24 protein-coding genes and 3 pseudogenes are annotated in these 24,125 nt (G+C 70.3%); 10 read left to right on the top strand and 17 right to left on the bottom strand.

Going from position 1 to position 24,125, the window contains the following annotated elements; genetic code table 11:
* Nucleotides 1–4 precede the first annotated feature (4 nt).
* The 9 genes from QQY24_RS24590 to QQY24_RS24550 all read right to left on the bottom strand — a co-directional run bounded on the left by QQY24_RS24590 (nucleotide 5) and on the right by QQY24_RS24550 (nucleotide 10,272).
* Nucleotides 5–688 (bottom strand): response regulator, encoded by a 684-nt coding sequence (locus QQY24_RS24590; protein ID WP_301974897.1) that lies wholly within the window; start codon nucleotides 686–688, stop codon nucleotides 5–7.
* Between the two features lie 130 nt (nucleotides 689–818).
* Entirely contained in the window at nucleotides 819–1,487 is a 669-nt protein-coding gene (locus tag QQY24_RS24585; protein ID WP_301974896.1) for a potassium-transporting ATPase subunit C, read from the bottom strand.
* Nucleotides 1,488–1,492: 5 nt separating this feature from the next.
* Nucleotides 1,493–3,622 carry a potassium-transporting ATPase subunit KdpB gene (gene kdpB / locus QQY24_RS24580; protein WP_301974895.1) on the bottom strand — a complete coding sequence of 710 codons (2,130 nt, stop codon included), beginning with the start codon at nucleotides 3,620–3,622 and terminating at the stop codon, nucleotides 1,493–1,495.
* A complete protein-coding gene (kdpA, locus tag QQY24_RS24575; protein WP_301974894.1) occupies nucleotides 3,622–5,283 on the bottom strand; it encodes a potassium-transporting ATPase subunit KdpA in 1,662 nt (553 codons plus the stop codon). Before kdpA ends, kdpB begins: the two co-directional genes overlap by 1 nt.
* A 32-nt stretch (nucleotides 5,284–5,315) precedes the next feature.
* Nucleotides 5,316–5,405, bottom strand: a complete 90-nt coding sequence (gene kdpF / locus QQY24_RS24570) for a K(+)-transporting ATPase subunit F (protein WP_301974893.1) — start codon at nucleotides 5,403–5,405, stop codon at nucleotides 5,316–5,318.
* A 558-nt stretch (nucleotides 5,406–5,963) separates the two neighbouring features.
* Entirely contained in the window at nucleotides 5,964–6,623 is a 660-nt protein-coding gene (locus tag QQY24_RS24565) for a GntR family transcriptional regulator (RefSeq protein ID WP_301974892.1), read from the bottom strand.
* A 756-nt stretch (nucleotides 6,624–7,379) separates the two neighbouring features.
* Nucleotides 7,380–8,129, bottom strand: coding sequence for an SDR family oxidoreductase (locus tag QQY24_RS24560; RefSeq protein ID WP_301974891.1), 750 nt, complete (start codon nucleotides 8,127–8,129; stop codon nucleotides 7,380–7,382).
* A 77-nt stretch (nucleotides 8,130–8,206) separates the two neighbouring features.
* Nucleotides 8,207–9,382 carry an epoxide hydrolase family protein gene (locus QQY24_RS24555; protein WP_301974890.1) on the bottom strand — a complete coding sequence of 392 codons (1,176 nt, stop codon included), beginning with the start codon at nucleotides 9,380–9,382 and terminating at the stop codon, nucleotides 8,207–8,209.
* Nucleotides 9,379–10,272, bottom strand: coding sequence for an SDR family NAD(P)-dependent oxidoreductase (locus QQY24_RS24550; RefSeq protein WP_301974889.1), 894 nt, complete (start codon nucleotides 10,270–10,272; stop codon nucleotides 9,379–9,381). The genes QQY24_RS24555 and QQY24_RS24550 overlap by 4 nt, the downstream gene beginning before the upstream one ends.
* Before the next feature lie 193 nt (nucleotides 10,273–10,465).
* Here QQY24_RS24550 and QQY24_RS24545 point away from each other — a divergent pair, with 193 nt between their 5' ends.
* Nucleotides 10,466–11,152, top strand: a complete 687-nt coding sequence (locus tag QQY24_RS24545) for an ABATE domain-containing protein (protein ID WP_301974887.1) — start codon at nucleotides 10,466–10,468, stop codon at nucleotides 11,150–11,152.
* Between the two features lie 256 nt (nucleotides 11,153–11,408).
* Here QQY24_RS24545 and QQY24_RS24540 read toward each other — a convergent pair whose 3' ends face one another.
* A complete protein-coding gene (locus QQY24_RS24540; protein ID WP_301974886.1) occupies nucleotides 11,409–11,948 on the bottom strand; it encodes a YbhB/YbcL family Raf kinase inhibitor-like protein in 540 nt (179 codons plus the stop codon).
* A gap of 445 nt (nucleotides 11,949–12,393) precedes the next feature.
* Between QQY24_RS24540 and QQY24_RS34815 the strand changes: the two are divergent.
* Nucleotides 12,394–12,672: pseudogene (locus QQY24_RS34815) on the top strand (GntR family transcriptional regulator); the annotation flags it as partial.
* A 115-nt stretch (nucleotides 12,673–12,787) separates the two neighbouring features.
* The gene (locus tag QQY24_RS24530; protein WP_301974885.1) at nucleotides 12,788–13,657 is read left to right on the top strand and encodes a fumarylacetoacetate hydrolase family protein; all 870 of its coding nucleotides are present in this window, start codon (nucleotides 12,788–12,790) and stop codon (nucleotides 13,655–13,657) included.
* Nucleotides 13,658–13,864: 207 nt separating this feature from the next.
* Here the strand turns inward: QQY24_RS24530 and QQY24_RS24525 are convergent.
* From QQY24_RS24525 to QQY24_RS24515, 3 genes and pseudogenes are all read right to left on the bottom strand, one after another.
* Nucleotides 13,865–13,990: pseudogene (locus tag QQY24_RS24525) on the bottom strand (IS6 family transposase); the annotation flags it as partial.
* 32 nt (nucleotides 13,991–14,022) lie between these two features.
* Nucleotides 14,023–14,580, bottom strand: coding sequence for a hypothetical protein (locus QQY24_RS24520; RefSeq protein ID WP_301974884.1), 558 nt, complete (start codon nucleotides 14,578–14,580; stop codon nucleotides 14,023–14,025).
* Nucleotides 14,581–14,974: 394 nt separating this feature from the next.
* Nucleotides 14,975–16,189 carry an MFS transporter gene (locus QQY24_RS24515; RefSeq protein ID WP_301974883.1) on the bottom strand — a complete coding sequence of 405 codons (1,215 nt, stop codon included), beginning with the start codon at nucleotides 16,187–16,189 and terminating at the stop codon, nucleotides 14,975–14,977.
* A gap of 76 nt (nucleotides 16,190–16,265) precedes the next feature.
* On the opposite strand from QQY24_RS24515, the gene QQY24_RS24510 reads away from it, so the two are divergent.
* The 3 genes from QQY24_RS24510 (at nucleotide 16,266) to QQY24_RS24500 (ending at nucleotide 18,319) form a co-directional block, all read left to right on the top strand.
* On the top strand, nucleotides 16,266–17,147 hold the full coding sequence (locus tag QQY24_RS24510; RefSeq protein WP_301974882.1) for a LysR family transcriptional regulator: 882 nt from the start codon (nucleotides 16,266–16,268) through the stop codon (nucleotides 17,145–17,147).
* Between the two features lie 402 nt (nucleotides 17,148–17,549).
* A complete protein-coding gene (locus QQY24_RS24505) occupies nucleotides 17,550–18,080 on the top strand; it encodes a CoA transferase (protein WP_301974881.1) in 531 nt (176 codons plus the stop codon).
* A complete protein-coding gene (locus tag QQY24_RS24500; RefSeq protein WP_301974880.1) occupies nucleotides 18,038–18,319 on the top strand; it encodes a CoA transferase in 282 nt (93 codons plus the stop codon). The genes QQY24_RS24505 and QQY24_RS24500 overlap by 43 nt, the downstream gene beginning before the upstream one ends.
* Nucleotides 18,320–18,365: 46 nt before the next feature.
* Here QQY24_RS24500 and QQY24_RS24495 read toward each other — a convergent pair whose 3' ends face one another.
* The 3 genes and pseudogenes from QQY24_RS24495 to QQY24_RS24485 form a co-directional block, all read right to left on the bottom strand.
* Nucleotides 18,366–18,635, bottom strand: a complete 270-nt coding sequence (locus QQY24_RS24495) for a hypothetical protein (RefSeq protein ID WP_301974879.1) — start codon at nucleotides 18,633–18,635, stop codon at nucleotides 18,366–18,368.
* A gap of 126 nt (nucleotides 18,636–18,761) precedes the next feature.
* A pseudogene (locus QQY24_RS24490) lies at nucleotides 18,762–18,893 on the bottom strand (anti-sigma factor); the annotation flags it as partial.
* 334 nt (nucleotides 18,894–19,227) lie between these two features.
* A complete protein-coding gene (locus tag QQY24_RS24485; protein WP_301974878.1) occupies nucleotides 19,228–20,031 on the bottom strand; it encodes an SGNH/GDSL hydrolase family protein in 804 nt (267 codons plus the stop codon).
* Between the two features lie 292 nt (nucleotides 20,032–20,323).
* Here QQY24_RS24485 and QQY24_RS24480 point away from each other — a divergent pair, with 292 nt between their 5' ends.
* Together QQY24_RS24480 and QQY24_RS24475 are read left to right on the top strand one after the other, a co-directional pair.
* Nucleotides 20,324–21,418 carry a DUF5925 domain-containing protein gene (locus QQY24_RS24480; protein WP_301974877.1) on the top strand — a complete coding sequence of 365 codons (1,095 nt, stop codon included), beginning with the start codon at nucleotides 20,324–20,326 and terminating at the stop codon, nucleotides 21,416–21,418.
* Between the two features lie 28 nt (nucleotides 21,419–21,446).
* On the top strand, nucleotides 21,447–22,217 hold the full coding sequence (locus QQY24_RS24475) for a DUF72 domain-containing protein (RefSeq protein WP_301974876.1): 771 nt from the start codon (nucleotides 21,447–21,449) through the stop codon (nucleotides 22,215–22,217).
* Between the two features lie 13 nt (nucleotides 22,218–22,230).
* Here QQY24_RS24475 and QQY24_RS24470 read toward each other — a convergent pair whose 3' ends face one another.
* A complete protein-coding gene (locus QQY24_RS24470) occupies nucleotides 22,231–22,602 on the bottom strand; it encodes a GntR family transcriptional regulator (RefSeq protein ID WP_301974875.1) in 372 nt (123 codons plus the stop codon).
* A gap of 84 nt (nucleotides 22,603–22,686) precedes the next feature.
* Between QQY24_RS24470 and QQY24_RS24465 the strand changes: the two genes are divergently transcribed.
* Both QQY24_RS24465 and QQY24_RS24460 read left to right on the top strand, forming a co-directional pair.
* Nucleotides 22,687–23,616, top strand: a complete 930-nt coding sequence (locus tag QQY24_RS24465) for a GNAT family N-acetyltransferase (protein WP_301974873.1) — start codon at nucleotides 22,687–22,689, stop codon at nucleotides 23,614–23,616.
* On the top strand, nucleotides 23,597–24,097 hold the full coding sequence (locus QQY24_RS24460) for a DUF402 domain-containing protein (protein WP_301974872.1): 501 nt from the start codon (nucleotides 23,597–23,599) through the stop codon (nucleotides 24,095–24,097). Before QQY24_RS24465 ends, QQY24_RS24460 begins: the two co-directional genes overlap by 20 nt.
* The last annotated feature ends 28 nt before the right edge of the window (nucleotides 24,098–24,125 follow it).

Raw genomic sequence — 24,125 nt, 5'->3', positions numbered from 1 at the left:
TCGGTCAGCCTTCGAAGCGGTAACCCATACCGGGCTCGGTGATCAGATAGCGGGGATGGGATGGATCCTTCTCCAGTTTGCGCCGCAGCTGGGCCATGTAGACGCGCAGGTAGTTGGTCTTGCTGCTTTGGGAGACGCCCCAGACCTCCTTCAGCAGGTGCCTCTGCGTGACAAGTCGGCCGGGGTTGGTGACCAGGATCTCCAACAGGTGCCACTCGGTCGGGGTGAGCCGCACGTCTTGCCCCTCGCGCACGATCTTCTTGGCGACCAGGTCGATGCTGAAGTCCTCCGTCTCGACGAGCGTTGTCGCCGGACCGGCCGGGGTGTCCTCGGTGCGGCGGACGGCGGCGCGCAGCCGGGCCAGCAGTTCATCCATGCCGAACGGCTTGGTGACGTAGTCATCGGCACCTGCGTCGAGCGCGGACACCTTCTCGTCGGACGCTTGGCGGGCGGACAGGACAAGGATCGGCACCCGGGTCCAGCCGCGCAGGCCCTTGATGACGTCGACGCCGTCCATATCGGGCAGTCCCAGGTCCAGCAGGACCACGTCGGGCTGACGCGCGGCGGCGAGCCGCAGCGCCGTGGCCCCGTCGGGGGCGGCGTCCACGCCGTAGTGACGTGCCTGCAAGTTGATCACGAGGGCCCGCACGAGCTGCGGGTCGTCCTCTACCACGAGCACCCGGGTCATGGGTGTGTACCTCTCCTGTCGTACGTCGGGCCGTGCGCGCCGGCTGGAGCACCGGCTTCATGCCTGTGGGAGTCAGCGGGTCCGGAAGGTCTTCGGGTTCGCCGACTCCTGTGGGGATCGCCTGACGCCATCAGCTCTCGGCGACAAGCGCCCTGAGGGCGATGTTGAGCTCGAGCACGTTCACCCGTGGCTCACCGATGAAGCCGAGCGTACGGCCCTTGGTGTGTGCGTCAACCAGCTTGTGGACCTCGGCGACGGGCAGACGGTTCTTCCGGGCGACCCGGTGGATCTGGATCAGCGCGTACTGCGGGGAGATGTCCGGGTCGAGGCCGGACCCGGAGGAGGTGACCGCGTCGGCGGGCACCTCGGACGGCTTGACCCTGTAGTCGGCGGTGGAGTTGTCCTTGATGACGGCAGTCTTGGCGTCCTTCACCCACTGGATGAGTTCTTCGTTGTCGCCGGACCGGTTGGTCGCGCCGGACAGGATGATCGAGTACTGGGTATTGACGCTGTTGGTGCCGAGGCCGTTTTGCGGACGGCCTTGGAACCATTTCAGGTCGGGCCCGGGGGTCTCCCGGCCCTTCTTGAGCGGCAGGTGGTACGCCTGGCCGATCAGAGAAGAGCCGACGACCCTGCCATCGGACGTGATCTCCGAGCCGTTCGCCTTGTCGCTGAACAGCCCCTGCGCGATGCCCGTGACGATGAGCGGGTAGATGACGCCGGTCACCAGGGTCAGCGCGAGGAGGGCACGCAGGCCCGCTCCGAGCAATCGGGCGGTGTTCGTGACCGAGTTGTTCATGACGATCAGCCGATTCCGGGGATGAGGGAGATGAGCAGGTCGATGGTCTTGATGCCGATGAAGGGAGCGACCAGTCCGCCCAAGCCGTAGACGGTGAGGTTGCGGCGCAGCATCCTGTCGGCGCTGACCGGCCGGTACTGCACGCCCTTCAGTGACAGTGGCACCAGCGCAATGATGATCAGCGCGTTGAAGATGACGGCGGAGAGTATCGCGGAGTGCGGCGAGGACAGGTTCATGATGTTGAGCTTGTCCAGGCCCGGGTAGACGGCCGTGAACAGGGCCGGGATGATCGCGAAGTACTTGGCGACGTCGTTGGCGATGGAGAACGTCGTCAGCGCGCCGCGGGTGATCAGCAGCTGCTTGCCGATCTCCACGATCTCGATGAGTTTGGTCGGGTTGGAGTCGAGGTCGACCATGTTGCCGGCCTCCTTGGCGGCCGATGTGCCGGTGTTCATCGCTACGCCGACGTCCGCCTGCGCGAGCGCAGGGGCGTCGTTGGTGCCGTCACCGGTCATGGCCACCAGCTTGCCGCCGGCCTGCTCCCGCTTGATCAGGGCCATCTTGTCCTCAGGAGTGGCCTCGGCGAGGAAGTCGTCGACGCCGGCCTCCTCGGCGATCGCCTTGGCGGTCAGGGGATTGTCGCCCGTGATCATGATGGTTTTGATGCCCATGCGGCGCAGTTCCTGGAACCGCTCGCGCATGCCGTCCTTGACGACGTCCTTGAGGTGGATGACCCCCAGGACCCGGGCGCCGCCGGTGTCCTCGACGGCGACCAGCAGCGGGGTGCCGCCGGCCTCGGAAATGCGGTTGGCGACGGTTTCGGCGTCTTCGGCAACCTGGCCGCCGCGCTCCTCGACCCAGGCGATGACCGAACCGGCCGCACCCTTGCGGATCTTCTTGCCGTCGATGTTCACACCCGACATGCAGGTCTGCGCGGTGAACTCGATCCACTCGGCGCCCACCAGTTCGCCCTGGTAGCGCTCGCGCAGCCCGTATTTCGCCTTCGCCAGGACGACGACGGAGCGGCCCTCGGGTGTTTCGTCGGCCAGCGAGGACAGCTGCGCGGCGTCGGCGACTTCGGCCTCTGTGGTACCGCGCACCGGCACGAACTCGGCGGCCTGCCGGTTGCCGAGGGTGATGGTGCCGGTCTTGTCGAGCAACAGGGTGGAGACGTCGCCGGCGGCCTCGACCGCACGGCCGGACATGGCCAGCACGTTGCGCTGGACGAGGCGGTCCATGCCCGCGATGCCGATCGCGGAGAGCAGGGCGCCGATGGTGGTCGGGATGAGGCAGACGAGCAGTGCCACCAGGACGACCATGCCGAGTTCGGAGCCGGCGTACGCCGCGAACGGCGGCAGGGTCGCCACCGCCAGCAGGAAGACGATCGTCAGCGAGGCAAGCAGGATGTTCAGCGCGATCTCGTTGGGCGTCCTCTGCCGGGCCGCGCCCTCGACCAGATTGATCATCCGGTCGATGAAGGTCTCCCCCGGCTTCGTCGTGATCCTGATGACGATGCGGTCGGAGAGGACCTTGGTACCGCCGGTGACCGCCGACCGGTCACCGCCCGACTCCCGGATGACCGGCGCCGACTCACCGGTGATCGCCGACTCGTCCACGCTCGCGACGCCCTCGACGACATCGCCGTCGCCGGGGATGACGTCGCCAGCCTCGCAGACGACCAGGTCACCGACCTTCAGCTCGGTGCCGGGGACCTGCTCCTCGGAGCCGCCCCTGCCCAGTCGGCGCGCCACGGTGTCGGTCTTGGCCTTGCGCAGAGTGTCGGCCTGTGCCTTGCCGCGGCCCTCGGCTACCGCCTCGGCAAGGTTCGCGAAGATCACGGTGAGCCACAGCCAGGCACTGATCGTCCAGCCGAACCAATCGCCCGGGTCCGTAAAGGAGAAGACCGTCGTCAGGACCGATCCGACGAGGACCACGAACATCACGGGAGACTTGATCATCACCCTCGGGTCGAGCTTGCCGAACGCGTCCGGCAATGACCTCAGCAGCTGCTTGGGGTCGAACAGGCCCGCGCCGACACGACCCCCGGGGGTCTTGTGACCCGTCGGCGCGTCCTGGTGGGGCGCCAGAGTGGGAGTGGACATGCAGTCCTCTGACTTCTCTGTACGAGCGGTCATCACGCCAGCCCCTCGGCGAGCGGACCCAGCGCGAGGGCGGGGAAGTACGTGAGACCGGTGAGGATCAGGATGGCGCCCACCAGCAGGCCGGTGAACAGCGGCTTCTCCGTGCGCAGGGTGCCCGCAGTGACCGGCACCGGCGTCTGCCGGGCCAGCGAGCCGGCGAGCGCCAGCACGAACACCATCGGCAGGAAGCGGCCGAACAGCATGGCCAGGCCCAGAGTGCTGTTGAACCACTGGGTGTCCGCGTTCAGGCCGGCGAAGGCCGAGCCGTTGTTGTTCGAGGCGGACGTGTAGGCGTAGAGGATCTCGGAGAAGCCGTGCGCACCGCTGTTGGTCATGGAGTTAGCCGGGGTCGGCAGGGCCATCGCGGCGGCGGTGAAGACCAGCACGAGCGCCGGGGTGACCAGGATGTACAGGGCGGCCAGCTTGATCTCGCGGGTGCCGATCTTCTTGCCCAGGTACTCGGGGGTGCGGCCGACCATCAGGCCGGCGAGGAACACCGCGATGACCGCCATGATCAGCATGCCGTAGAGGCCGGAGCCGACGCCGCCGGGCGCGATCTCGCCGAGCATCATGCCGAGCAGGGTGATGCCGCCGCCCAGGCCGGTGAAGGAGGAGTGGAAGGAGTCCACCGCGCCGGTGGAAGTCATTGTGGTCGACACGGCGAAGATCGAGGAGCCACCGATGCCGAAGCGGACCTCCTTGCCCTCCATCGCCCCGCCCGCCAGGTTGAAGGCCGGGCCGTGGTGGGAGAACTCGGTCCACATCATCAGCAGGACGAAGCCGATCCAGATCGTGCCCATCGCGGCGAGGATCGCGTACCCCTGCTTCACGCTGCCGACCATGGCGCCGAAGGTGCGGGTCAGGGAGAACGGGATGACCAGGATCAGGAAGATCTCGAACAGGTTGGAGAACGGGGTGGGGTTCTCGAAGGGGTGGGCGGAGTTGGCATTGAAGTAGCCGCCGCCGTTGGTACCCAGCTCCTTGATGGCCTCCTGCGAGGCGACCGCGCCGCCGTTCCACTGTTGCGAGCCGCCCATGAACTGGCCGACCTCGTGAATGCCGGAGAAGTTCTGGATCGCGCCGCAGGCGACCAGCACGATAGCGGCGACGAACGCCAGAGGCATCAGGATGCGCACGACACCGCGCACCAGGTCCGACCAGAAGTTGCCCAGCTCACCGCAGCGGGATCGTGCGAAACCGCGCACCAGCGCGACCGCGACGGCCATGCCAACGGCTGCCGAGACGAAGTTCTGCACAGCCAGCCCAGCGGTCTGCACAACGTGGCCCATGGCCTGCTCGCCGTAGTACGACTGCCAGTTGGTGTTCGTCACGAAGGAGACGGCGGTGTTGAACGCCTGGTCCGGGTCGATCGAGGCGAAGCCGAGCGAGCCGGGCAGGACGCTTTGGAGCCGTTGGAGGCCGTAGAGGAAGAGGACGCCGATCACCGAGAAGGCGAGGACACCGCGCAGATACGCCGTCCAGGTCATCTCAGTGTCGGGGTCGGCGCCAATGCCTTTGTAGATCCACTTCTCGACCCAAAGGTGCTTCTTCGACGAGTAGACCCCGGTCATGTAGGTGCCGAGAGGGATGTGGACAAGCGCCAGTGCGCCTATCAAGGCGAACAGTTGGAGCACACCGGCGGTTACGGGACCCATGCTGCCCGCCGCGGTAGCGGCTGATGTCACCGTCAGAACCTCTCCGGGAAGATCAGGGCAAGGACGAGATAGCCCAGCAGGCAGACGGCTATTACCATGCCGACGATGTTCTCGACGGTCACAGCTTCGTCACCCCCTTGGCGACAAGGGCCACCAGCGCGAAACCCGCGAGCATGGTGACAACGAAGGCCAGATCGGCCACCGCGAACTCCTGGAGTCAGACTCGGTTGAACGGACGAGTAGAGCAAAGCGCTTTTGTGGCCGGATCGGATCGTCCATTGACGACTCCCTTACGGCATTGCGGAGCATTTTGACGGAACTCATACGCCACGCATTGTTACCAGCGAGTAGGATTCCGAGATGCAGGTGAGTCGCTTCACAACAGCTGGAACCGAAGCCAGCAGATCACCGCGCCCGTTTCCCGTGGCACGGCGTGCGCAATCCACCGCACCCCGCTGGTTCCAAAGCACATCAGAGTCCCTACTGGACCCGGAACGGGACGCTGTCACGTTGTTGGATGGGAAGTGCCTGATGGTGCGGCGCGGCGTGGTGGACCCCGGTTCCGGGTTGTGCTCAGGCCGTGACAGCGAGGCCGGCGACGCCGGTGATCTGCTCCCGGACTGCGAAGCGAACGGTGATGCCCGGGGACACAGGGCATCTGGACGAGGTGTTCGTCAGGATCAACGGGGGGCGGTCAGGCCGGCGGCGGTGAGGGTCAGATGTCGGCCGAGGACCGCGGCGGCGGTGTCGGCATCACGAGCCAGGGCTGCCTGTTCCAGGCGGCGGTGCTCGGCTTCGGCGTCGCGGTTCGGGGTGCGGTTCGCCGACCACCGGCGGGCCAGTTCGCTGGCCATCCAGAGACGGTCGAAGGTGTCCAACAGGACGTCGTTGCCGCAGCCTTCCAGCAGAACCCGGTGGAAGTCCCGGTGGGCACGTGACCAGGCGGCGCTGAAGTACTCACCCTCCTCCGGCCGGTACATCGGAGTGCGGGCCAGCCTGTGGTGCGCGGCACGCACCCGCGCCTCCCAGTCGAGGTCCCCCCGCTCGATGGACATGCGCAGCATGACGGGCTCAATGGCGCAACGGGCCTGGGCGACCTCCTGCCACCGCTGGTCGGAGAAGGCGGAAACGGCGAAGCCGCGGTTGGGCAACCGGTCGGCGATCCCATCGCCGACCAACTGGACCAGCGCCTCACGCACCACGGCCAGACTGACCGCGTACTTGCGGGCCAGTTCTTGGGGTTTGAGAGCCTCCTCAGGAGCGAATTCGCCCCGCATGACCGCGTCCCTCAGCTCGCTGTACACGCGCTCGGAGAGCATCTGCTTCGTCGTCCCGGTCATGCCCTCAGCATAACCAATCCGAGTGATAATCGATTATTTTCATTGCGCGGAGTCATCGAACAGACTTGCCGCCCGCCGACCGCGCACCGGTTCAGGGGTCGTGGGCTGCACGGTACGAACGGGAGGACCCGGCCTGGGCGGACACGTGCGGTCGGCAGCCACCTGCCGGGGGCAGTCAGCCAGGCATCAGGGGGGCGAAGACCCCCGTGCGGTGCGGTTCTCCGGCCCGGCGCTGCGCATTGAGCCCGGATCCCTTGTGCGTGGTCCACGAGACGGTCCACGAGGTTGCTGGTCATGGGACCGCGCCGAGGACTTCCTCCACCGCACGGCGGTCGCCACACCACGTGACGTCGGCCGCCGGACCCGGCGGCGGAAACGACGGCCGAGTGGGCCGCCGGCCCGGACACCGACCCACGCGGACAGCGCGGCACCGAGGCGCGTGCCCGGGGCGTACCGGCCCCGGGGCCGGTACGCCGTATCGCCGCCCATTGCTCGGAATCGGGTTCGCCGCTGCTCGTGCGGACATGCACGGGCAGCGGCAGGAACGGAGCACGCGGCACTGCCGGGCCGGGAGAGCGGACTGCGGAGCGGAACGCGCCGCGCGAAAACCCGCGCCGTCCGCCGTGACTCGGCAGCACTCGCGCGGTGGGCCTGAACCACCGTCCGAGGGCGCACCGAACACGACGTACGCCGGCCACGAGAGTTTCCCGCCGATCGGCGGGAAACTCTCGGCGCCCCGTTCGGGGCAGCCCCGGTTCAGGACTTGGCCACGATCCGCAGGGGGGCGTGGCGCATGACGAACCCCATGGGAATCCAGGGCCAGGCAGGAACCTTGGCCTGGGCGCGCTCGGCCTCGATGGCCTTCATCATCGACGTCACCCCCTTTTCCGTGGAGACCATCATCGGGGTGGGCTCGTTCCCGGTGGTCGTCATCTCGGACTCGATGTATCCCGGAAAGAGGGTCGTCACCTTGATGGGGGTCCCCAGCAAGCTCGCGCGAATGCCCTCGGCCAGTGTGGCGACGCCGGCCTTGCTCGCCCCGTATGCGGTGAGGTGCGGCAGCCCGCGCATCGCGCTCATGGAGGAGATCACCACCAGGTGACCGCTGCCTTGGTCGCGGAAGATTTCGACGGCCGCCTCGCACTGGGCCAGGGCCGCGACGAGATTCGTCTGCAGGATTCTCGCGTTGGCCGGAAACCCGCCGGTGCCGACGGGCGACCCGTGACCGACTCCGGCATTGACGACGACCCGGTCGAGAGTGCCCAGCGTCCCGCGGCACGACCGGAAGACCCTGAAGACCTGATCGTGGTCATTGACGTCGAGGGTGTGCACTTCGATCCTGATACCGGGGTGGACGGCGGTCAATTCCGCTTTCAAGGTCTCCAGTCGGTCCGCGCGCCGCGCGCACAGGGCGAGGTCGCTGCCGCGTGCGGCGTGCTTGCGGGCCATGGCCTCCCCGAGGCCGGAACTGGCTCCGGTGATGAGTACGTTCTTCCTGACGGTCATGGCCGGGGTGCTCCTTGGTGCTCGTTGTCCGGTGAGTGGGGAGTGGGGGACGGCGGCCCTGGCCGGGGTCGCCGTCCTCAGGGCAGCCGGAAGGCTGCGCGGATCTCCTCGATGAAGACGTCGGGCACCTCCAGGCCGGGGAAGTGCCCACCCCTGCCGGGGGTCCGCCAGTCGGCGATCGCCAGGTACCGAGCGGCCACCCACGCCCGGGGCGGCTTCTCGATCTCGTACGGGAAGACCGACACCACCGTGGGTGTCAGGACGGGAGTGTTCTTGTCGAGGCGGCCGTAGCTCTCCCAGTACAATCTGGCGGCGGACGCCCCGCAGCGACCGAGCCAGTACAGCATGACGTTGTCCAGGATCCGGTCCCGGCTGATACCTCCGAGAGGACCGGCCCGTGGATCGGTCCACTCGTGGAACTTGTCGACGATCCAGGCGAGCAGGGCCACGGGTGAGTCCACCAGGCCGTACCCGAGGGTCTGCGGGCGGGTGGCCTGCTGCATCGCGTAGGCGGTCCGGGCCCGCCAGAAGTGCCGTGTCTCCTGCCACCGGCGTGCCTCCTCGGGGTCGAGGTCCTCCTCACGCCAGTCCGGCGGGGGCAGTGCCTGGGGGAAGGTGGTGTGCAGTGCCCGGACGCGCCGGGGGTGGCGGACGGCCAGCTCAGTGGCGACCGCCCCGCCCCAGTCGCCTCCGTGGGCGAGGAAGCACGGGTACCCCAGGCGCTCCATGAGCGTGGCCCAGGCGTCGGCGATCCGTGCGACGCCCCAGCCGGTGGTGCGCGGCTTGCCGCTGAAGCCGAAGCCGGGCAGGGAGGGGGCGACGACGTGGAAGGCCGGTGCGTCGGGACGGGACGGGACTGCCAGCTCACCGGCCACGTCCAGGAATTCGGCCACGCTGCCCGGCCAGCCGTGGGTGAGCAGCAGTGGGCGCGCACCGGTCCGGTCGGACCGCAGGTGGAGGAAGTGGACGTCCAGGTCCCCGATCACGGTCGTCCACTGGCCCGCCAGGTTCAGTTCGGCCTCCGTCCGACGCCAGTCGTAGCCGTCGGCCCAGTACTCCACCAGGTGCCGCAGGTGATCCAGCGGAACGCCCTGCGTCCAGTGGTCGCCCGAGCCGTCCGGCGCGGGCGGCTGCGGTTCGGGGAACCGGGCCGACCGCAGCCTGCGGCGCAGGTCCTCCAGTTCGGCGTCGCCGACGTGAAGGGAGAACGCTGTCACGTCGGCGGCGCGAGTCCCTCCGCGGTCGGACGTCATGCCTGGTCGGACTGAGTGGTGGGGGTGTCGACGGCGGTGCTGACGGCTTCCCAGGCGTCGAGTTCGGCCAGGCGGGCGTCAAGGGCGGCGCGGATCTCGGTGACAGCGGTGGTGCCGGTGGCCAGGCGCAGGGGCGGCCGGTCGGCGTCGACTGCGGCGAGGACGGCGGTGGCGACGCGGTCGGCGGAGTTGAAGGCCGAGGCGGGCAGTTCACCGATGCTCTTCTGGATGGCGCGGACGGTGGGGTCGTAGTCGGTGAGGGTGTCGGCGACGTCGAGGTTGGACAGGAAGGCGGTGGCGGTGGGGCCGGGTTCGACGACGGTCACCTTGACGCCGAGGGGGGCGAGTTCGCCGACGAGGGCGTCGGTGAGTCCTTCGACGGCGTACTTGGTGGCGGCAAGCAGGCCGACGCCGGGATGGGCGGTCTGACCGTAGTAGGACGACCCCTGCAGGATGTGGCCGCCGCCCTGGGCGCGCAGGACGGGCAGGGTGGCGCGCAGGACGTTGAGGACACCGAAGACGTTGGTGTCGAAGATGTCGCGCGCCTGGGCGTCGGTGCTCTCCTCGACGGCGCCGAACAGACCGTATCCGGCGTTGTTGGCGACCACGTCGATCCGGCCGAATGCCTGGAGGGTCGTGGTGACCGCGGTGCGGAGGTCCTCAGCGCTGCGGACGTCGGCGGCCAGTGCCAGCACCCGGGGGCCGTGGGTTTCGGTGAGGGGCGCGAGGGCGTCGGTGCGGCGGGCCAGGGCTGCGACGTTGTCGCCCCGCTCGGCCGCCGCGCGGGCCAGGGCAAGGCCGATGCCCGAGGTGGCACCGGTGATGAACCAGGTGCGGACGCCGCCGTGCGCGGCGGGGCGGGCGGCCGTGGTCTTGGTGTGCGTGGTCACGATGTGCTCCTGATCGTCTGCGAGGCGTGCAAGGCCCCGTGAAAGCTGGTGTGGCGACTGGTTTCACTCTTCCATTCGCCGTTAAGACCATACACGTTACAGTCATAACTTCAACTCTTGTTTTGACTCACTGGTTATGAGTTTTGCGGCTACGAACATCACACACTCAGCTGTGTGGCGGTAAGGTGAAGGCATGGCGAGCGACACGACACGCAGTGCACCGACGGGCGGGGCGGCCGACACGACGCCCAGCGCGAAGCCGCACAGGACCCCTTCCGCCCCTTCCGCGGCCGCGGACGCCGTGCTGGCGTTCGCCAACACCCATGCCGACGCCGGCGGTCGCCAGGAGCGGTTCGCGGACGCCGAGGGCTTGGCCCGGTGGCTGACGGACAACGGTCTGCCCGACGCGGCGGCCGACGTGAGCGAGGCCGACGCCGCCGCGGTCCGCGAACTGCGCGACGCCCTGGTGACCGTCCTGCTGGGCCACTCCGCCGATCCCCGCACCAGCGAGCAGGCCCTGACGCGCGCCGAGCACCTCCTGCGCCGCGCGGCGGCCCGCTATCCGCTCGCCGCCGTCCTCGACCGGTACGGTGCCCGCCTGGTCCCCGGACACGACGGACTCCCCGGCGTACTGGCCGGCATCCTGGCCTCGGCGGCGGAACTCGCCCTCACCGGTGCCTGGCAACGCCTGAAGGCCTGCCGCAACCCGCCCTGCCACTTCGCCTTCTACGACCGCAGCCGCAACACCTCCGGCGCCTACTGCACCACTACCTGCAGTTCGCAAGTCGCCATGCGCAACTACCGAAACCGTCACCGCGCCGGTGCCGCGACCCCGGGGAACGCCGGAGATGCCGCACCCGAGGCGACTCCTCGGCAGTGAGCGGATTCCACCGGGACCGAGTGCGGTTGTGGACCGGTCGGCGGGGCTGTGCCCGAGCCGGGCCGGCAGGCAGTCCCCCGGAGCCGGTCGCAGCACCGCCCGGCCGCCGTCGCGCTCCCGCGGGCGTCGTACCACCGGGCGACCGGGCATGCGCCGCCCGACGGTCCGCCGCCGGGCCGATGGCCGTACGGCCGCCCGTCGGCTCGCGCGCCGGCGAGCGGCGGCCCGGACGGTTTACCGCGGGACCGGCTGCGCGTCAGGCCGGAGTCTCGGCGGTGGCGGTCAGTACGGCGCGGCCCAGGACATGACCGGCCAGGGTGAAGCCCAGGTAGGCCGGCGTGGCGTCGGCGGGGACGCCGATGTGTTCGGTGTCGAGGGCGTGCACGACGACGAAGTATCGGTGCACGCCGTGACCGGCGGGTGGTGCAGCGCCGATGTAGCGGGCCGCGCGGGCATCGTTGGGCAGTTGGAAAGCCCCCTCGGGCAGGCCGGAGCCGGTGTCGTCGCCCGCGCCCTCCGCGAGCTCGGTGACGGAGGCGGGGATGTCCACCACCGCCCAGTGCCAGAAGCCCGACCCCGTCGGGGCATCGGGGTCGTACACCGTCACCGCGTAGCTCTTGGTGCCCTCAGGGGCGCCGCTCCACGACAACTGCGGGGAGACGTCCTTACCACCGGGGACGCCGATGATCCCGGACATCTGCTCGATGCCCCATGCTGCACCGTCGGACACGCTGGTGCTGGTGACGCTGAAGGTCGCCGCCTCGGGGAGGCGGGCGAAGGGGTTATTCGCGGGCATCACGGTTTTCCTCTCACGCGCTGAGGTCCCGCCCGGCAAAGGAGCGCGCTCCGGATCCTCCGGAGCGTTCGAACGGGCACCAATAAATCGACTGTAACACTGATAATCGATTATTGTTTTGATCATCGATGATGATGCATGATGTCGGCGGCCGGCCCTCACTACTGCCGAGCAGACGGATGCTGTCCGAGCCGGCCCGCGACCGACTGCGGGTGGCGATCGTGCTCGGGGGCCGGATTCCGGGCGAAGTCCTCGAGCCGCAGGGACCGACGAAGGAGCAAGATGTGAGCCTGGCGGTGACGCGCGAAGCGCGTCGGTGCGGTGGGTGGGGGACGGACTCCCCGAGCGGCTGCCCGATCGCGGGTTCGCCACAGCGGCCTTCCCCGAGTACCACCGGCGGGAAGTCGCCGAGGCCCGCCGGACCGTGGAACCGATCGTGCTGCGCATGCCGGTGGGGTGCGGTGACCCGAAGGAGGGATGCGCGTACGCCGTCCACCACCGGTTCGCCCGTACGCCGATGTGGTCGTCGGGCGAGGGGCCGTACTTCAGCGCCGCCCGCCCCACGGCCCACCACGTCTTCCACCACACGCTGCTGGGGGCGGCGCACGACTCCGTGCTGCCGGGCACCTTCGACCGGATGCGGACGGCAAGTGAACCGACGCGCCGGCGGTCGGGCCACCACACCACCGACCGCGACGCAGCCGGCGGGCATCGCCGCCGGGAACGGGCAGTCCCGGCCCATGACACCGATGCCGCCGCCGAAGCCCTAGTCCAGCACCTGACCACCACCGCGGCCGTTCCCTCGGCCGATGTCCCCGATGAGCCCCGGAGGAAATCTGATGCGCACAGCGAACAAAGCCGGACGTCTGCACCTGATCACCAGCACCGGAGCCGTCGACGTCGCCACGGCCAGCGGCGGCAGGTTCGACGCCGATCCGCAGAAGGTCTACGCCCGGTGGGAGGAATTCAGAGCATGGGAGCAGCAGGCGGAACTCCCCGGCGGACAGCCCTTCGAGCCCGCCGAGCTCGGCTCGCCCGCACCCGCCCCCGCACAACTGGTGGCCGTCGGCCTCAATTACCACGACCACGCGGCCGAGACCGGAGTCACCGTTCCGGAGGAACTGCTCACGGTGTTCGGCAAGTTCACCTCCTCCATTTCTGGTCCCCACACCACCGTCGGTCTGCCCCGGGGCAACGTCGACTGGGAGGCCGAACTCGCCGTCGTCATCGGCACCACCGCCAGCCACGTCACCGAAGCGGAGGCCGCACAGCACATCGCCGGCTACACCGCCGCCCAGGACCTCACCGAGCGCATAATGCAGATGTCCGGTCCCGTCCCCCAGTTCGGCCTGGCCAAGTCGTTCTGCGGTTTCACTCCCCTCGGCCCCTGGCTTGTCACGCCGGACGAGATCCCCGACCCCGGCGACCTCCGCCTGACGTGTGCCCTCAACGGCGAGATCGTCCAGGACGGCAACACTCGGGACCTCGTCCTCCCCGTGCCGGTCCTGCTCGCCCGCCTCAGCCAGGTGATCACCCTCCACCCGGGCGACGTCATCCTCACCGGCACCCCTGCGGGCGTCGGCTGGGGCCGCAAGCCGCCGCGCTACCTTGCCCCCGGCGACATCCTCACCACGCACATCGACCACATCGGCACTCTCACCCAGCGCTTCACCCGCACCGACACCGCACAGGAGGCGGCCACCGACTGACGAGCTCGTGCACGGCAGGCGGTGAGGCGCCGAGGAACCCGGTGCGCTGCAGTAGCCGACAGACCAATGCCAAGGCACACGGCCAGTCACGTTGCGAGTCAAGCCACCTCCCGGAGCGGCACCCGATCATCCTCACAGTCACGTTGTTGGGCGTGTGACTGTCTGATGGTGTGTCGGGTGTGGTGGGCCCGCGGCTCGGACCTGTGTTCAGGCCGTGGTGGGCCGGCCGACGCCGGTGACCTGCTCCCGGATGGCGAAGCGGAGGGTCATCTCGGCGCGATGGGCAGAGGCGGTCATCAGGTGGCGGCGGGGCCGGAAGTGCTCCCGGGGCGACGGAGGCGTGGAATGCAGCTCGGGCTGCGTGGTCATCGTGAGCTCCGTGCCATGGCGTGGCGTGCGATGCTCGCGGCGAACAGCGGTGTTTCCCGCCGGTTGTGATCACCGGAGGCGGCCTGCCGTGCGGCCGCGGCCTCCTCGAAGGTGCCGCCGTTCTTCTCGTTGAACTCCATGAACTCCTGGGTGGGGTGGCTGGTGACCTGGTTGGTGTAGGTGACGGTGCCGTCGCCGTCGTCCTTGGCCGACAGGTCCCAGATCACCTGGACCGTCGTCCAGCCGTGCGGGGTGAGCACATCGGAGAGGGACACCATGTGGCAGTGGTGCTTCTCGGCGATCTCGGCGACGTAGTGCTGGATCACCAGCCCGGTGCCAATCATCTCCACGTTGATCGACATCGGCCGGCCGTCGTCGGTCGTGGTGTAACCGGCCGCCTTGTGGTCGGGCGGAGCGCAGCGCTGGTATTCCTTGTCCGGGAGGTTCAGCAGCCAGTCGGCGATGTCGATCGCGTCCCAGGGCGCGTCGAGCGGGGCGTGTTCCGTCGAGGTGGACAGGACCAGATCGGACAGGACCTTTTTCGAATCACTCACTTGTTCGCTTCCTTCGGTGAGGGCCGCAGCTGGAGCCGGGCCGGTTTGTGCAGGGAAGGCTGTGCGGACACTGTCGGTTCGACCGCCCTCGGTAGTCCGCCGACCGCCTAGTCGCCTTCGATGAGGGCTAAGGGGGGAGGGGTGGTACGGGCTCGGCGTCGCCGCGGTTTCCAGCATCAGGATCACCGGCGCCATGGCGTCGGATGCGGCGTCTGCTCGCATTCTTCGGATGCCATCAGCGTAGAACCGGTGGACCAGAGGCGCATGCCCGTCAGTGCACCGCCAATGCGCCCGTAGTGCATCATGCACATGAAGCCGCAGGTCACGGTCCTGCTGGGCAGGGCCTGCGTGCCGATGGGCGTACTCGGCATCGAGGACGCTGTCGAACCCCTCGCTACGCCCTGGCTGCGAGCGCGGCACCGAGGGTGGCCAGGGCCGCCGCGACCAGGGCGGCGAGGGTCCAGCCGGCGTGTGCGAACAGTAGTGCCCCCGCCGCGGAACCGACGGACCCGGCTGCGAAGTAGGCGGTCATGTAAAGGGTGTTGAGGCGAGCGCGCGCCTCGGGGCGCTGTCTGAGGGCCTGCGTCTGATTGGCGACGTTGCTCACGCGCGCACCGGAGTCCAGCAGCAGTGCCCCGACGATGAGCGCGCCGGCCGAGGAGCCCCACGGACCGGCGATGAGGAGACCGAGAGCCATCACACCGGCGGCCGCCACGGCGAGACCCCGCTGCATCCCCCGGTCGAGGAACCGGCTGATGGCCAGCACCGTGGCGGTGCCTATGACGCCCACCAAGCCCAGCAGCCCCGCACCGGCCGTCGACCAGTTGTGCGCCGGACCGGTCACATACAACGTCACCGCCGTCCAGAAGACGTTGAACGCGGCGAAACCGGCGGCCGCGGTGAGCGCCGCTCGACGCAGACCGCGCTCGCTGCGCAGGAGGGGAAGAAGCGACGCCATAAGGGCCCGGTAGCTCAGCCCGTGGCGCACGGGCGGCTCGGGCAACCGTCGCAGCGCGAGGTGCACGACCAGCGTCATCAGTGCCGACAGCACATACACCGAACGCCAGCCGACGAGACCGTCGAGCGCCCCGGCGATGACGCGGGCACCCACGATGCCGCCGAAGAGGCCGGCCGTGATGCGCGCAGTGGTGCGCCCCACGGCCTCCCGCGGCGCCAGCGACGCGGCCGCCGGCATGAGGATCTGTGCCAGCACGCTCGTTGCTCCCAGCAGCACCGATGCCGCTGCGAACACCGGGTAGCCAGTCGCGGATGCCGCCAGAGCCAGGGCGATCAGCCTGCCCGCGTTCAGCCAGCGCATCAGCCGGTGCAGCCCGGACCTTTCCAGGACGGGCACCACCAGGAGCAGCCCTGTCGCGTAGCCCACCATAGTGATCATCGGCAGCAGTCCGACGAGCGCGTCAGAGACGCCGAAGGAGGTGGCCAGCGGGCGCAATAGCGGCTGCAGGTAGTAGACGTTGGCGACGCTCACGCCGGCCGCGATCGACATCCACATCACGTGCCCGCTGCTGAGTCCGGCCCGGTCAGGGGTGCCCGCAGTTTTCGGGTCGCCCCCGTCAAGGCGCTTCGACGCCTGTTGCACATCGGTCATGCCTCTACAGTGAAGATAAACAGCACTGAGGTCAAAGACCATTTTTTGATGTCAGCAATAAACGAGGTGAATGATCGTGGAATTGAGAACCTTGCGGTTCTTCGTTGCCGTGGCCGAGGAGCAGAGCTTCACCCGTGCCGCCGAGCGGCTGTCGGTCGCACAGCCCGCCGTCAGTCACCAGATCCGCTCCCTGGAAAAGGAACTCGGCGAAGCGCTCTTCGAACGCAACGCGCGCAGCGTCCGCCTGACCGAGGCAGGCCGGGTGCTGCTTCCCATGGCCACCCAGACTCTCGCCGACGCCGACAGGGTGACCGCCGAGTTCGCCTCCCGCACCGCGCTGGTCACCGGCACACTCGTCCTGGGCACCGTGGACGGGGTCGAGCACACCCGCCTGCCCACGCTCCTGGGCGCCTTCCACCGCCAGTACCCGGGCGTCACCGTGCAACTCGTCGACGGGCGCAGCGCCGAGCTCATCTCACGCGTCGAGAACGGCGAGCTGGACGCCGCCGTGGTGGCCCTTCCGGAGAGGTCTCTGCCCGAAGGATTGCGCAGCGTGGTCATGCTCGAAGACGAGATCGTGGCCGTCGTCCCGGCGGACTCTCCGCTGGCGGGCCGAAAAAGCATTCCCATCGAGCTGCTGTCCGGAAAAACTTTGATCAGTTACGGGCAGGACAGCGGATTGCGGCCATGGCTGCAGTCCGCGTTCGATGCCGCGGGCATCGACTTCACCACCCGGTACGCGACCAACGACGGGGCCCTCCATGTCGCTCTGGTGGAGGCGGGTGTCGGCGTCTCCCTGTCGGTGGGTACCGACCGGGCTCTCGCCGGTAACCCCCGGGTCAGTGCTGTCCCGGTCAGTCCCTCCCTCACTTACCGCAAGGCGCTGATCTGGCGGGGCACCCTGCGGGCCGCCCGGCCCCTGCGGGCGCTCCTCGCCCTTGGTTCCGCAGCATCCTGATGCGATCTCTCGGTTTCGTGTCGGTGGTGGTGAGAGTCGGTGGTGTTTCGGGGTGGGGTGTTCTGGTGCTGGTCAGCGGTTGTTTGTGGGTGGGTGAGCCGCCGTTACGAGGTGAGAGATCGATGGGTGGGATCGCTGTCGTGGGGCTTTATCGCATAACAGCTGATGCTGTCTCAGGTACGAGGGTTCTTACCCGACCGTCCGGCCGGCTGCGATGTGTCGGGTCCGTGCCAGCGGGCTGGTCGGCAGTGAGCCCTTTCCAACCTGATGTCCGCGCTGGTCACCAGCCTGCTGACGGCTGAACGCACCGCCCGGCGACGAAGTCCTGACCAGCAGGTCCCTAGTCGGTCGCGGCGACCCGGGACGTTCCACTGGAGGTGCTCAGCAGGGCTGACGGCCAGGTTGGAAAAGGCTCAGTGCGAGGCCGGGCTGGTGTCCGTGACCGGCACGCCCGGGCAGCCGGTCACGGCGGACGTCCCGGTGGCGGACATCGCGGCGGCCACGTACGCCTTCTCCGGGGGCTGGCCGCGCTGGTGCGGCGCGGCACGACCGGGCGGGGGGCCGGTGGAGGTGTCGATGCTGGAGGCGCTGGCCGGGTGGACGGGGCATCCGCCGCACCACGCGATGCACGGCGGCGAGCCCCCGGCGCGCACCGGCCTCGCGCACGCCGTCATCGCGCCGTACGACGCCTGTCCGACGGCGGACGGCGGGCAGGTGCTGCTGTCGGTGCAGAACGACCGGGAGTGGCGGCGGCTGGCCAAGCGGGTCATCGGCCGACCGGAGCCGGGGACGGATCCGGCCGGCGCGACGAACGCGGCGCGGGCGGCCCACCGGGCGCGGACGGACCAGCCGGTCGCACGGCCGCTGGGGGCCTGGGCGCCGACGGGGCGGTGGCCCGGCTGGAGGAGGCGGGCATCGCCTGTGCGCGGCTGAGGGACGTGCACGACCTGGCGGAGCAACCGCAGCTGGCGGCCCGGGAGCGGTGGCGTCGGGTGGGGTCGCCGGCCGGGCCGCTGAGGGCGCTGCTGCCTCCTCTCACCCTGCCGGGCGGAGAGGAGGCCCGCATGGGTGGCGTGCCCGCGCTGGGTCAGCACACCGGGGCACTGCTGCGCGCCGCGGGAATGACGGACGGCGAGAGCGCGGCACTGCGCCGGGACGGTGCGGTGGCCTGAGCGCGGCCCCGGAGGGCGTCCGGGGGTGCCGGTGCGCGGCGGCCGCTCAGTGCCCGCCGAACAGCGAGCGGCGCAGCCGGCGCAGCGGTGCGAAGAGGGAGACGCCGCTGACCCGCCGTCCCCGGTCGCTGCGCCGGTGCGGGGTGTCACGCGCCGTCAGCTCACGCATCAGGGAGGTCGCCTCGACGGTCTCCCGCTGCGGTATGGCGGGACCCGCCAGCACCGCCAGATGGCGGTCGAGCCGCGAACTGGTCGCGCTGCTCCCGCAGGTGATCGCAGGGATCCTGGCCCTGCTGCGCACTGTTATCTGCTCCATGTCACTCCCCACCCGTACGAGTCCACCCGGCCCGGGCAGGGTAACCCTATCGTCCCAGTGGGGCACCCGTGTATCTCGGCCACAGGATTCACCTTCCCCGTAAGGCGGTTGGCCATCCCTCGTCGACTACTCTCCGAATCCGGCCAATTTCAGGGTCAGTTGGACAACGGGCCGACCGGCGGGTCGCGCCGGGCCGCCGCCGGGTCCGGCGGTCACGGCGAGTGACGTCGCGGACGGGCCGAGCCCTGTCGCCGCAAGGGCGTGTCGCCCGGCGGGCGCCGCGTCCCGCACGACGGGTGCGACGGCGGTCCGCCGCTCCGGCCCGCGGGCGGCCGCCCCGGTTCCGCGGCCGTGGGGGTGTCCGCACCGCCCGCGGTGCGGGGCGCCGGGCCGGCCTCGGCGGGCCCGGCGCCCCGCACGACGGCGGCGGAGGCCCCGGGGGACGCGGCCTCCGCCGCCGCTTCGCCTCCGGGTCCGCCGCGGCCGGTCCCGGCCGGTTCACCCTGACGGACCGGTCCGCGGGGAGCCACCGATTGACGGGCGCACGCGCGGCCCGCCCGTGCGGCTCACCGGCGCGACCCGCGCATCCGGTTCAGGCCGCGTTGGTGAACACCGGCAGGTAGCCGCTGGACTGGCCGGCCGCGGTGGGGTGGTACGACTCGGTGAGGTCGAGCAGGTTGACGCTGTGCAGCCAGGAGCTGCCGGAGCAGATCTCGTGGCCGGAGAACGTGGTGCGGACGTCGCCGAAGACGAAGCCGTGGTCCAGTGCGCGCTTCTGGATGGCGTTGTCCATGTGGTCGGCCGCGTCGTTGATCGCGGACCGCTTGGTCTCGGAGAGGCCGAGGCAGGTCTGCCCGAGCATGTAGAAGCGGGGGTAGCCGACGACGACGACGCGGGCGGACGGGGCCTTCGCGCGGATCGCGTTGTACACGGTGTCGAGCTTGCCGGGCAGCGTCGTGTCGACGTACGACATGGCGGTGTTGATCTTGGCGACGCAGGTGTTGTCCGAGCTGGTCACACAGGTCGTCATGACATCGGCGAAACCGGCGTCGTTGCCGCCGACGCTGATCGAGACCAGGCCGGTGGAGGAGTTGAGCGAACCGAGCTGATTGGCGAGCACGTCCCCCGTCTTGGCGCCCGAGCAGGCGTTGAAGGCGAACGAGGACGGTTGGTGCGCGGCGTTCCAGAGGTACGGGTACGCCTTGGTGCTGCGGTCGCAGTCACCGCTGGAGCTGATGTAGCTGCCCGAGCCGACTCCGGAGGAATAGGAGTCACCCAGTGCCACATACCCACCGCTCACGGCCGTCGAGGCCTGTGCGGTGGCGGCCCCCGTGAGGGCGAGGCCGGTGGCGAGTAGGAACGAGGTCACGTATGCCGTGACGCGGGAACGTCTCATGGCACCTCCCTTTAGCAGGATCGCTGCGACAACTTAGGTATCAGCTACGCGCGTTGACGGGAAGTGTTCATGTCAAAACTTTTGCCGACTCGACGACTTCTCGACGACATCGGCCCCGGACGTTCACCCACCCGCGTATTGCGCTTTCACCGCTGTCGTGTTGATGCTCCGTCAATTCCGCCGCGGGGAAGGCACGGCCGGGAAGCGGCGCCCGGCGGATGCGGTGGGGACGCCCCGGGACGAGCGGCGGAAATGCCGTGCGTGGAGCGCATCCGTGCCGGATCATGGCGGCATGTCTGCGAACCCACACGACGCTCTGCCGATCCGGCTCAACGTCGACGACTCCGACTCGCCGTCCGATGTCGTCGACGCGCTGTTCCTCGGCCGCTTCGCGACGGGCGAGCAGCCGTACTCGCACGCGGCGAACATCGACCGCGTCCGCTCCGGCGCGACCCTGCTGCCGGAGGGCGCCCGGGTGCTGCGGGTGGCCCGCGACGACGATCGCAGCGCGACCCTCGCCGAGGGCGACGGCTGGACCCTGCTGGTGTCCCGCTGGAACCGCGGCGCGGACGTCACCGTCACCGCGACCAGCGCCGAACTGGCGCAGTCGGTCCTCGACCGGGCCACGGAGGGCGCGGCCGACGAGCCCGAACCGCAGCCGGAGAACGTCACCATGGGCTTCTGGTACGTCTCCCCCCGGCGCGGCCCGCACCGCACCACCCGGCAGATCTCCGCGGGCACCTGGGACGAGGTCCGGCCCAACTACACGGCGCCGGTGGCGGACGCGATGGACCGGCTGATGAAGACCACCCCGCAGGACATCGCCGGCCGGCTGCTGCTCCTGCACGGCCCGCCCGGCACCGGCAAGACCTCCGCGCTGCGCACGCTCGCCCGTTCCTGGCGCGACTGGTGCCAGGTGGACTGCGTCCTGGACCCGGAACGGCTGTTCTCCGACGTCGGCTACCTGATGGACATCGCGATCGGCGAGGAGGACGGCGCGGGCAAGGGCCGCTGGCGGCTGCTCCTGCTGGAGGACTGCGACGAACTGATCCGGGGCGAGGCCAAGCACACGGCGGGGCAGGCCCTGTCCCGGCTGCTCAACCTCACCGACGGCCTGCTCGGCCAGGGCCGCAACGTCCTGGTCGGCGTCACCACCAACGAGGACCTGGAGCGCCTGCACCCGGCCGTGGTCCGCCCCGGGCGCTGTCTGGCCCGCATCGAGGTGGGCCCGCTGACCCGCCGGGAGGCGGTGGACTGGCTCGGCACGGAGGAGGGCGTCGGCCGGGAGGGCGCGACGCTGGCCGAGCTGTACGCGCTGCGCCGGGGCTCGGCGCCGACGTCGGTGCCGGGCGCGCGGGAGGGGGCGGACGCGGGGCTGTACCTGTAACGGCCGCCGCCGGTGCTTCCATGGGCGTATGACCGTGTTCGCCGGCACATCGGGGTGGCAGTACAAGGACTGGCGGGAGCGCGTGTACCCGGCCGGGGTCCCGGCGCGGCTGTGGCTGGAGGAGTACACGCGGCTCTTCGCGACCGTGGAGATCAACAACGCCTTCTACCGGCTGCCGTCGTACGACACCTTCGCCGCCTGGCGGGAGCGGGTGCCCGCGGACTTCGTGGTGGCCGTCAAGGCCAGCCGTTTCCTGACCCACGTCAAGCGCCTGAAGGATCCCGGGGAACCGGTCCACCGCCTGATGGCCCACGCGGCGGGCCTGGGCGGCCGGCTCGGCCCGGTGCTCCTCCAGCTCCCGCCGACCCTGCGCGCCGACCCTGCCCTGCTGGACGCCTGCCTGGCCTGCTTCCCGCCGGGCACGCGGGTGGCGGTGGAGCCGCGCCACGCCTCGTGGTGGACGGCCGGGGTGCGCGGGGTGCTGACGGCCCGGGGAGCGGCCCTGTGCTGGGCGGACGTCCGGGCCCGGCCGGCGACCCCGCTGTGGCGCACCGCCGACTGGGGTTACGTCCGCTTCCACCAGGGCCGCGCCCAGCCCTGGCCGCGCTACGGCAGGCGGTCGCTGGAGACCTGGGCGGACCGGGTCGCGGGCGCCTGGCCCGGGGGCCGGGACGTGTACGCGTACTTCAACAACGACCCGGGCGGGGCGGCGGTGGCGGACGCGGCGGCCTTCGGCAGGGCGGCGGCCGGGGCGGGCCTGACGGTGGCGCGGGTCCCGGAGCCGGAACGGCCGCGCTGAGCCGGTGCCCGGTTCAGCCCGCCCCGTAGGCCGCCCGCAGGGCGTCCCGTACGGCGCTCAGCGCCTCCTCCTGCCCCAGACCGAGCCGCCGCACCCGCTCGGCGTAGGCCTGAGCGGCCAGGGAGGCCTCGCGCACCGCGGCCGAACCGGCGGCGGCGACGTACGTTCCGTTGCGCCCCCGGGTCTCGACGACCCCGTCGCCCTCCAGCGCCCGGTACGCCTTGGCGACCGTGTTCACCGCGAGCCCCAGCGACTCGGCCAGGCCGCGCACGGTCGGCAGCCGGTGCCCCACCGGCAGCGCCCCCGACCGCGCCTGCTCGGAGATCTGTGCCCGCACCTGCTCGTACGGCGGCGCGCTGTCATCGATGTGGATCTTCAGGCTCACAGGCCGATTGTCCCTCACCCAAGCCGGCGGCATCCCGGGAAAGGGGAGGCGGCCCCGGCGTCCCCGTGCGTACGGTGCCTGCCCATGACCGTGATCGTGCGCGACCTGCGTCCCGACGTACCGGCCGACACCGAGGGCTTCGCCCGGGTCCGCCGCCTCGCCCTCCCGTACATCCTGTTCACCCCGGACTCGGTCCGGCACCTCGTCACCCGCAGCCGTCCCGGCTCCCGCTTCCGCCCGCTCGTCGCGGAGGAGGACGGCGAGGTGATCGGCACGGCCCAGGCCGGCCTGGCGCACGACAGCCCCCGGCCGGGCCAGGGGTACGCCAACGTGTACGTGCGACCCGACCGGACCGGACGCGGGGCCGGGGGGCTCCTGGTGCGCGCCGCCGAGGAGCACCTCGCCGCCGCCGGTGCGACGGAGCTGTTCACCTGGGTCCTGGACGGACCGGCCCACCACGCCTTCGCCGTGCGGCACGGCTACACCAGGGGCCGCCCGGCCCACTTCCTGCGCCTGGACCTGGCACACGGCACCCTTCCGCCGCCGCCCGCCGTCCCGCCGGGTGTCGAGCTGCGCACGTCCGCCGACTTCGCGGACGACCCGCGCCCGTTGTTCGAACTGGACGCGGAGACGGTGGCGGACGAACCCGGCGAGACCGCCGTGGAGTTGACCGACTACGACGCGTGGATCGAGCAGAACTGGAGGCATCCGCTGCTCGACCACGAGCTGACCACGGTGGCGGTCGTCGACGGCCGTCCGGCCGCCTTCACCGTGGCCCACACCGACGGCTGCACCCGCTACGCCACCGCGATGACGGGTACCGCCCGTGCCCACCGCGGCCGCGGTCTGGCCAAGCTCGCCAAGGCCCACTCCCTGCACCGGGCCCGCGCGGCGGGTCTCACCGAGGCCTTCACCGGCAACGACGCCCGCAACGACCCCATGATCGCCGTCAACAGGTGGCTCGGCTACGAGGTCTGCGCCACGGAGGTGCGTTATGTCCGCGAAATCGGCTGAGGGCCCGGCCCGGGTGACGGTCGTCCTGGTCAAGGGCGGCCGGACGAAGATCAGTTATCCGGCGGAACTGCTCGGCGACGACGGCACCCGGGTGTCCGTGCGCGCGCCGTGGGCGGGCGACGGCGTGCGGGACTTCGGCTTCGTGCGCTTCGAGCCCGGTGACGTGTTCACCGAGCACTACTGGCGGGACCGGTGGTACTCCGTGAAGCAGGTGCGCGCGGCGGACGGCACCGTCAAGGGCTGGTACTGCGACGTCACCCGCCCCGCGGTCCTGTCCGGCACCGAACTGGTCGTGGAGGACCTCGACCTGGACCTGTGGCGCTCCGCCGACGGCAGGGACGTACGGCGCCTGGACGAGGACGAGTTCGCCGGGAGCGGCCTGGCGGAACGGGACCCCCGGGCCGCCTCCGCGGCCCTGGCCGCACTGGCCGAACTGGAGACGCTGGCCCGCGGGGGCGGCTTCGGGACCCTGACGGCCTGACGCCGCCCCGGGCGGCGGCCCGCGCGCC

This window comes from Streptomyces sp. TG1A-8 (assembly GCF_030499535.1).
In the GTDB taxonomy this organism is placed as follows: Bacteria; Actinomycetota; Actinomycetes; order Streptomycetales; family Streptomycetaceae; genus Streptomyces.
The sequence above is the reverse complement of the archived record's forward strand: the minus strand, read 5'-3'. Positions and strand labels throughout refer to the sequence as shown.

Excerpts from the sequence above, each read along its gene's own strand:
- QQY24_RS24590 (WP_301974897.1), bottom strand. The coding sequence starts at position 688 with ATGACCCGGGTGCTCGTGGTAGAGGACGACCCGCAGCTCGTGCGGGCC.
- QQY24_RS24585 (WP_301974896.1), bottom strand. The coding sequence starts at position 1,487 with ATGAACAACTCGGTCACGAACACCGCCCGATTGCTCGGAGCGGGCCTG.
- kdpB (WP_301974895.1), bottom strand. The coding sequence starts at position 3,622 with ATGACCGCTCGTACAGAGAAGTCAGAGGACTGCATGTCCACTCCCACT.
- kdpA (WP_301974894.1), bottom strand. The coding sequence starts at position 5,283 with ATGGGTCCCGTAACCGCCGGTGTGCTCCAACTGTTCGCCTTGATAGGC.
- QQY24_RS24565 (WP_301974892.1), bottom strand. The coding sequence starts at position 6,623 with ATGACCGGGACGACGAAGCAGATGCTCTCCGAGCGCGTGTACAGCGAG.
- QQY24_RS24560 (WP_301974891.1), bottom strand. The coding sequence starts at position 8,129 with ATGACCGTCAGGAAGAACGTACTCATCACCGGAGCCAGTTCCGGCCTC.
- QQY24_RS24555 (WP_301974890.1), bottom strand. The coding sequence starts at position 9,382 with ATGACGTCCGACCGCGGAGGGACTCGCGCCGCCGACGTGACAGCGTTC.
- QQY24_RS24545 (WP_301974887.1), top strand. The coding sequence starts at position 10,466 with ATGGCGAGCGACACGACACGCAGTGCACCGACGGGCGGGGCGGCCGAC.
- QQY24_RS24540 (WP_301974886.1), bottom strand. The coding sequence starts at position 11,948 with ATGCCCGCGAATAACCCCTTCGCCCGCCTCCCCGAGGCGGCGACCTTC.
- QQY24_RS24530 (WP_301974885.1), top strand. The coding sequence starts at position 12,788 with ATGCGCACAGCGAACAAAGCCGGACGTCTGCACCTGATCACCAGCACC.
- QQY24_RS24515 (WP_301974883.1), bottom strand. The coding sequence starts at position 16,189 with ATGACCGATGTGCAACAGGCGTCGAAGCGCCTTGACGGGGGCGACCCG.
- QQY24_RS24495 (WP_301974879.1), bottom strand. The coding sequence starts at position 18,635 with ATGGAGCAGATAACAGTGCGCAGCAGGGCCAGGATCCCTGCGATCACC.
- QQY24_RS24485 (WP_301974878.1), bottom strand. The coding sequence starts at position 20,031 with ATGAGACGTTCCCGCGTCACGGCATACGTGACCTCGTTCCTACTCGCC.
- QQY24_RS24480 (WP_301974877.1), top strand. The coding sequence starts at position 20,324 with ATGTCTGCGAACCCACACGACGCTCTGCCGATCCGGCTCAACGTCGAC.
- QQY24_RS24475 (WP_301974876.1), top strand. The coding sequence starts at position 21,447 with ATGACCGTGTTCGCCGGCACATCGGGGTGGCAGTACAAGGACTGGCGG.
- QQY24_RS24465 (WP_301974873.1), top strand. The coding sequence starts at position 22,687 with ATGACCGTGATCGTGCGCGACCTGCGTCCCGACGTACCGGCCGACACC.
- QQY24_RS24460 (WP_301974872.1), top strand. The coding sequence starts at position 23,597 with ATGTCCGCGAAATCGGCTGAGGGCCCGGCCCGGGTGACGGTCGTCCTG.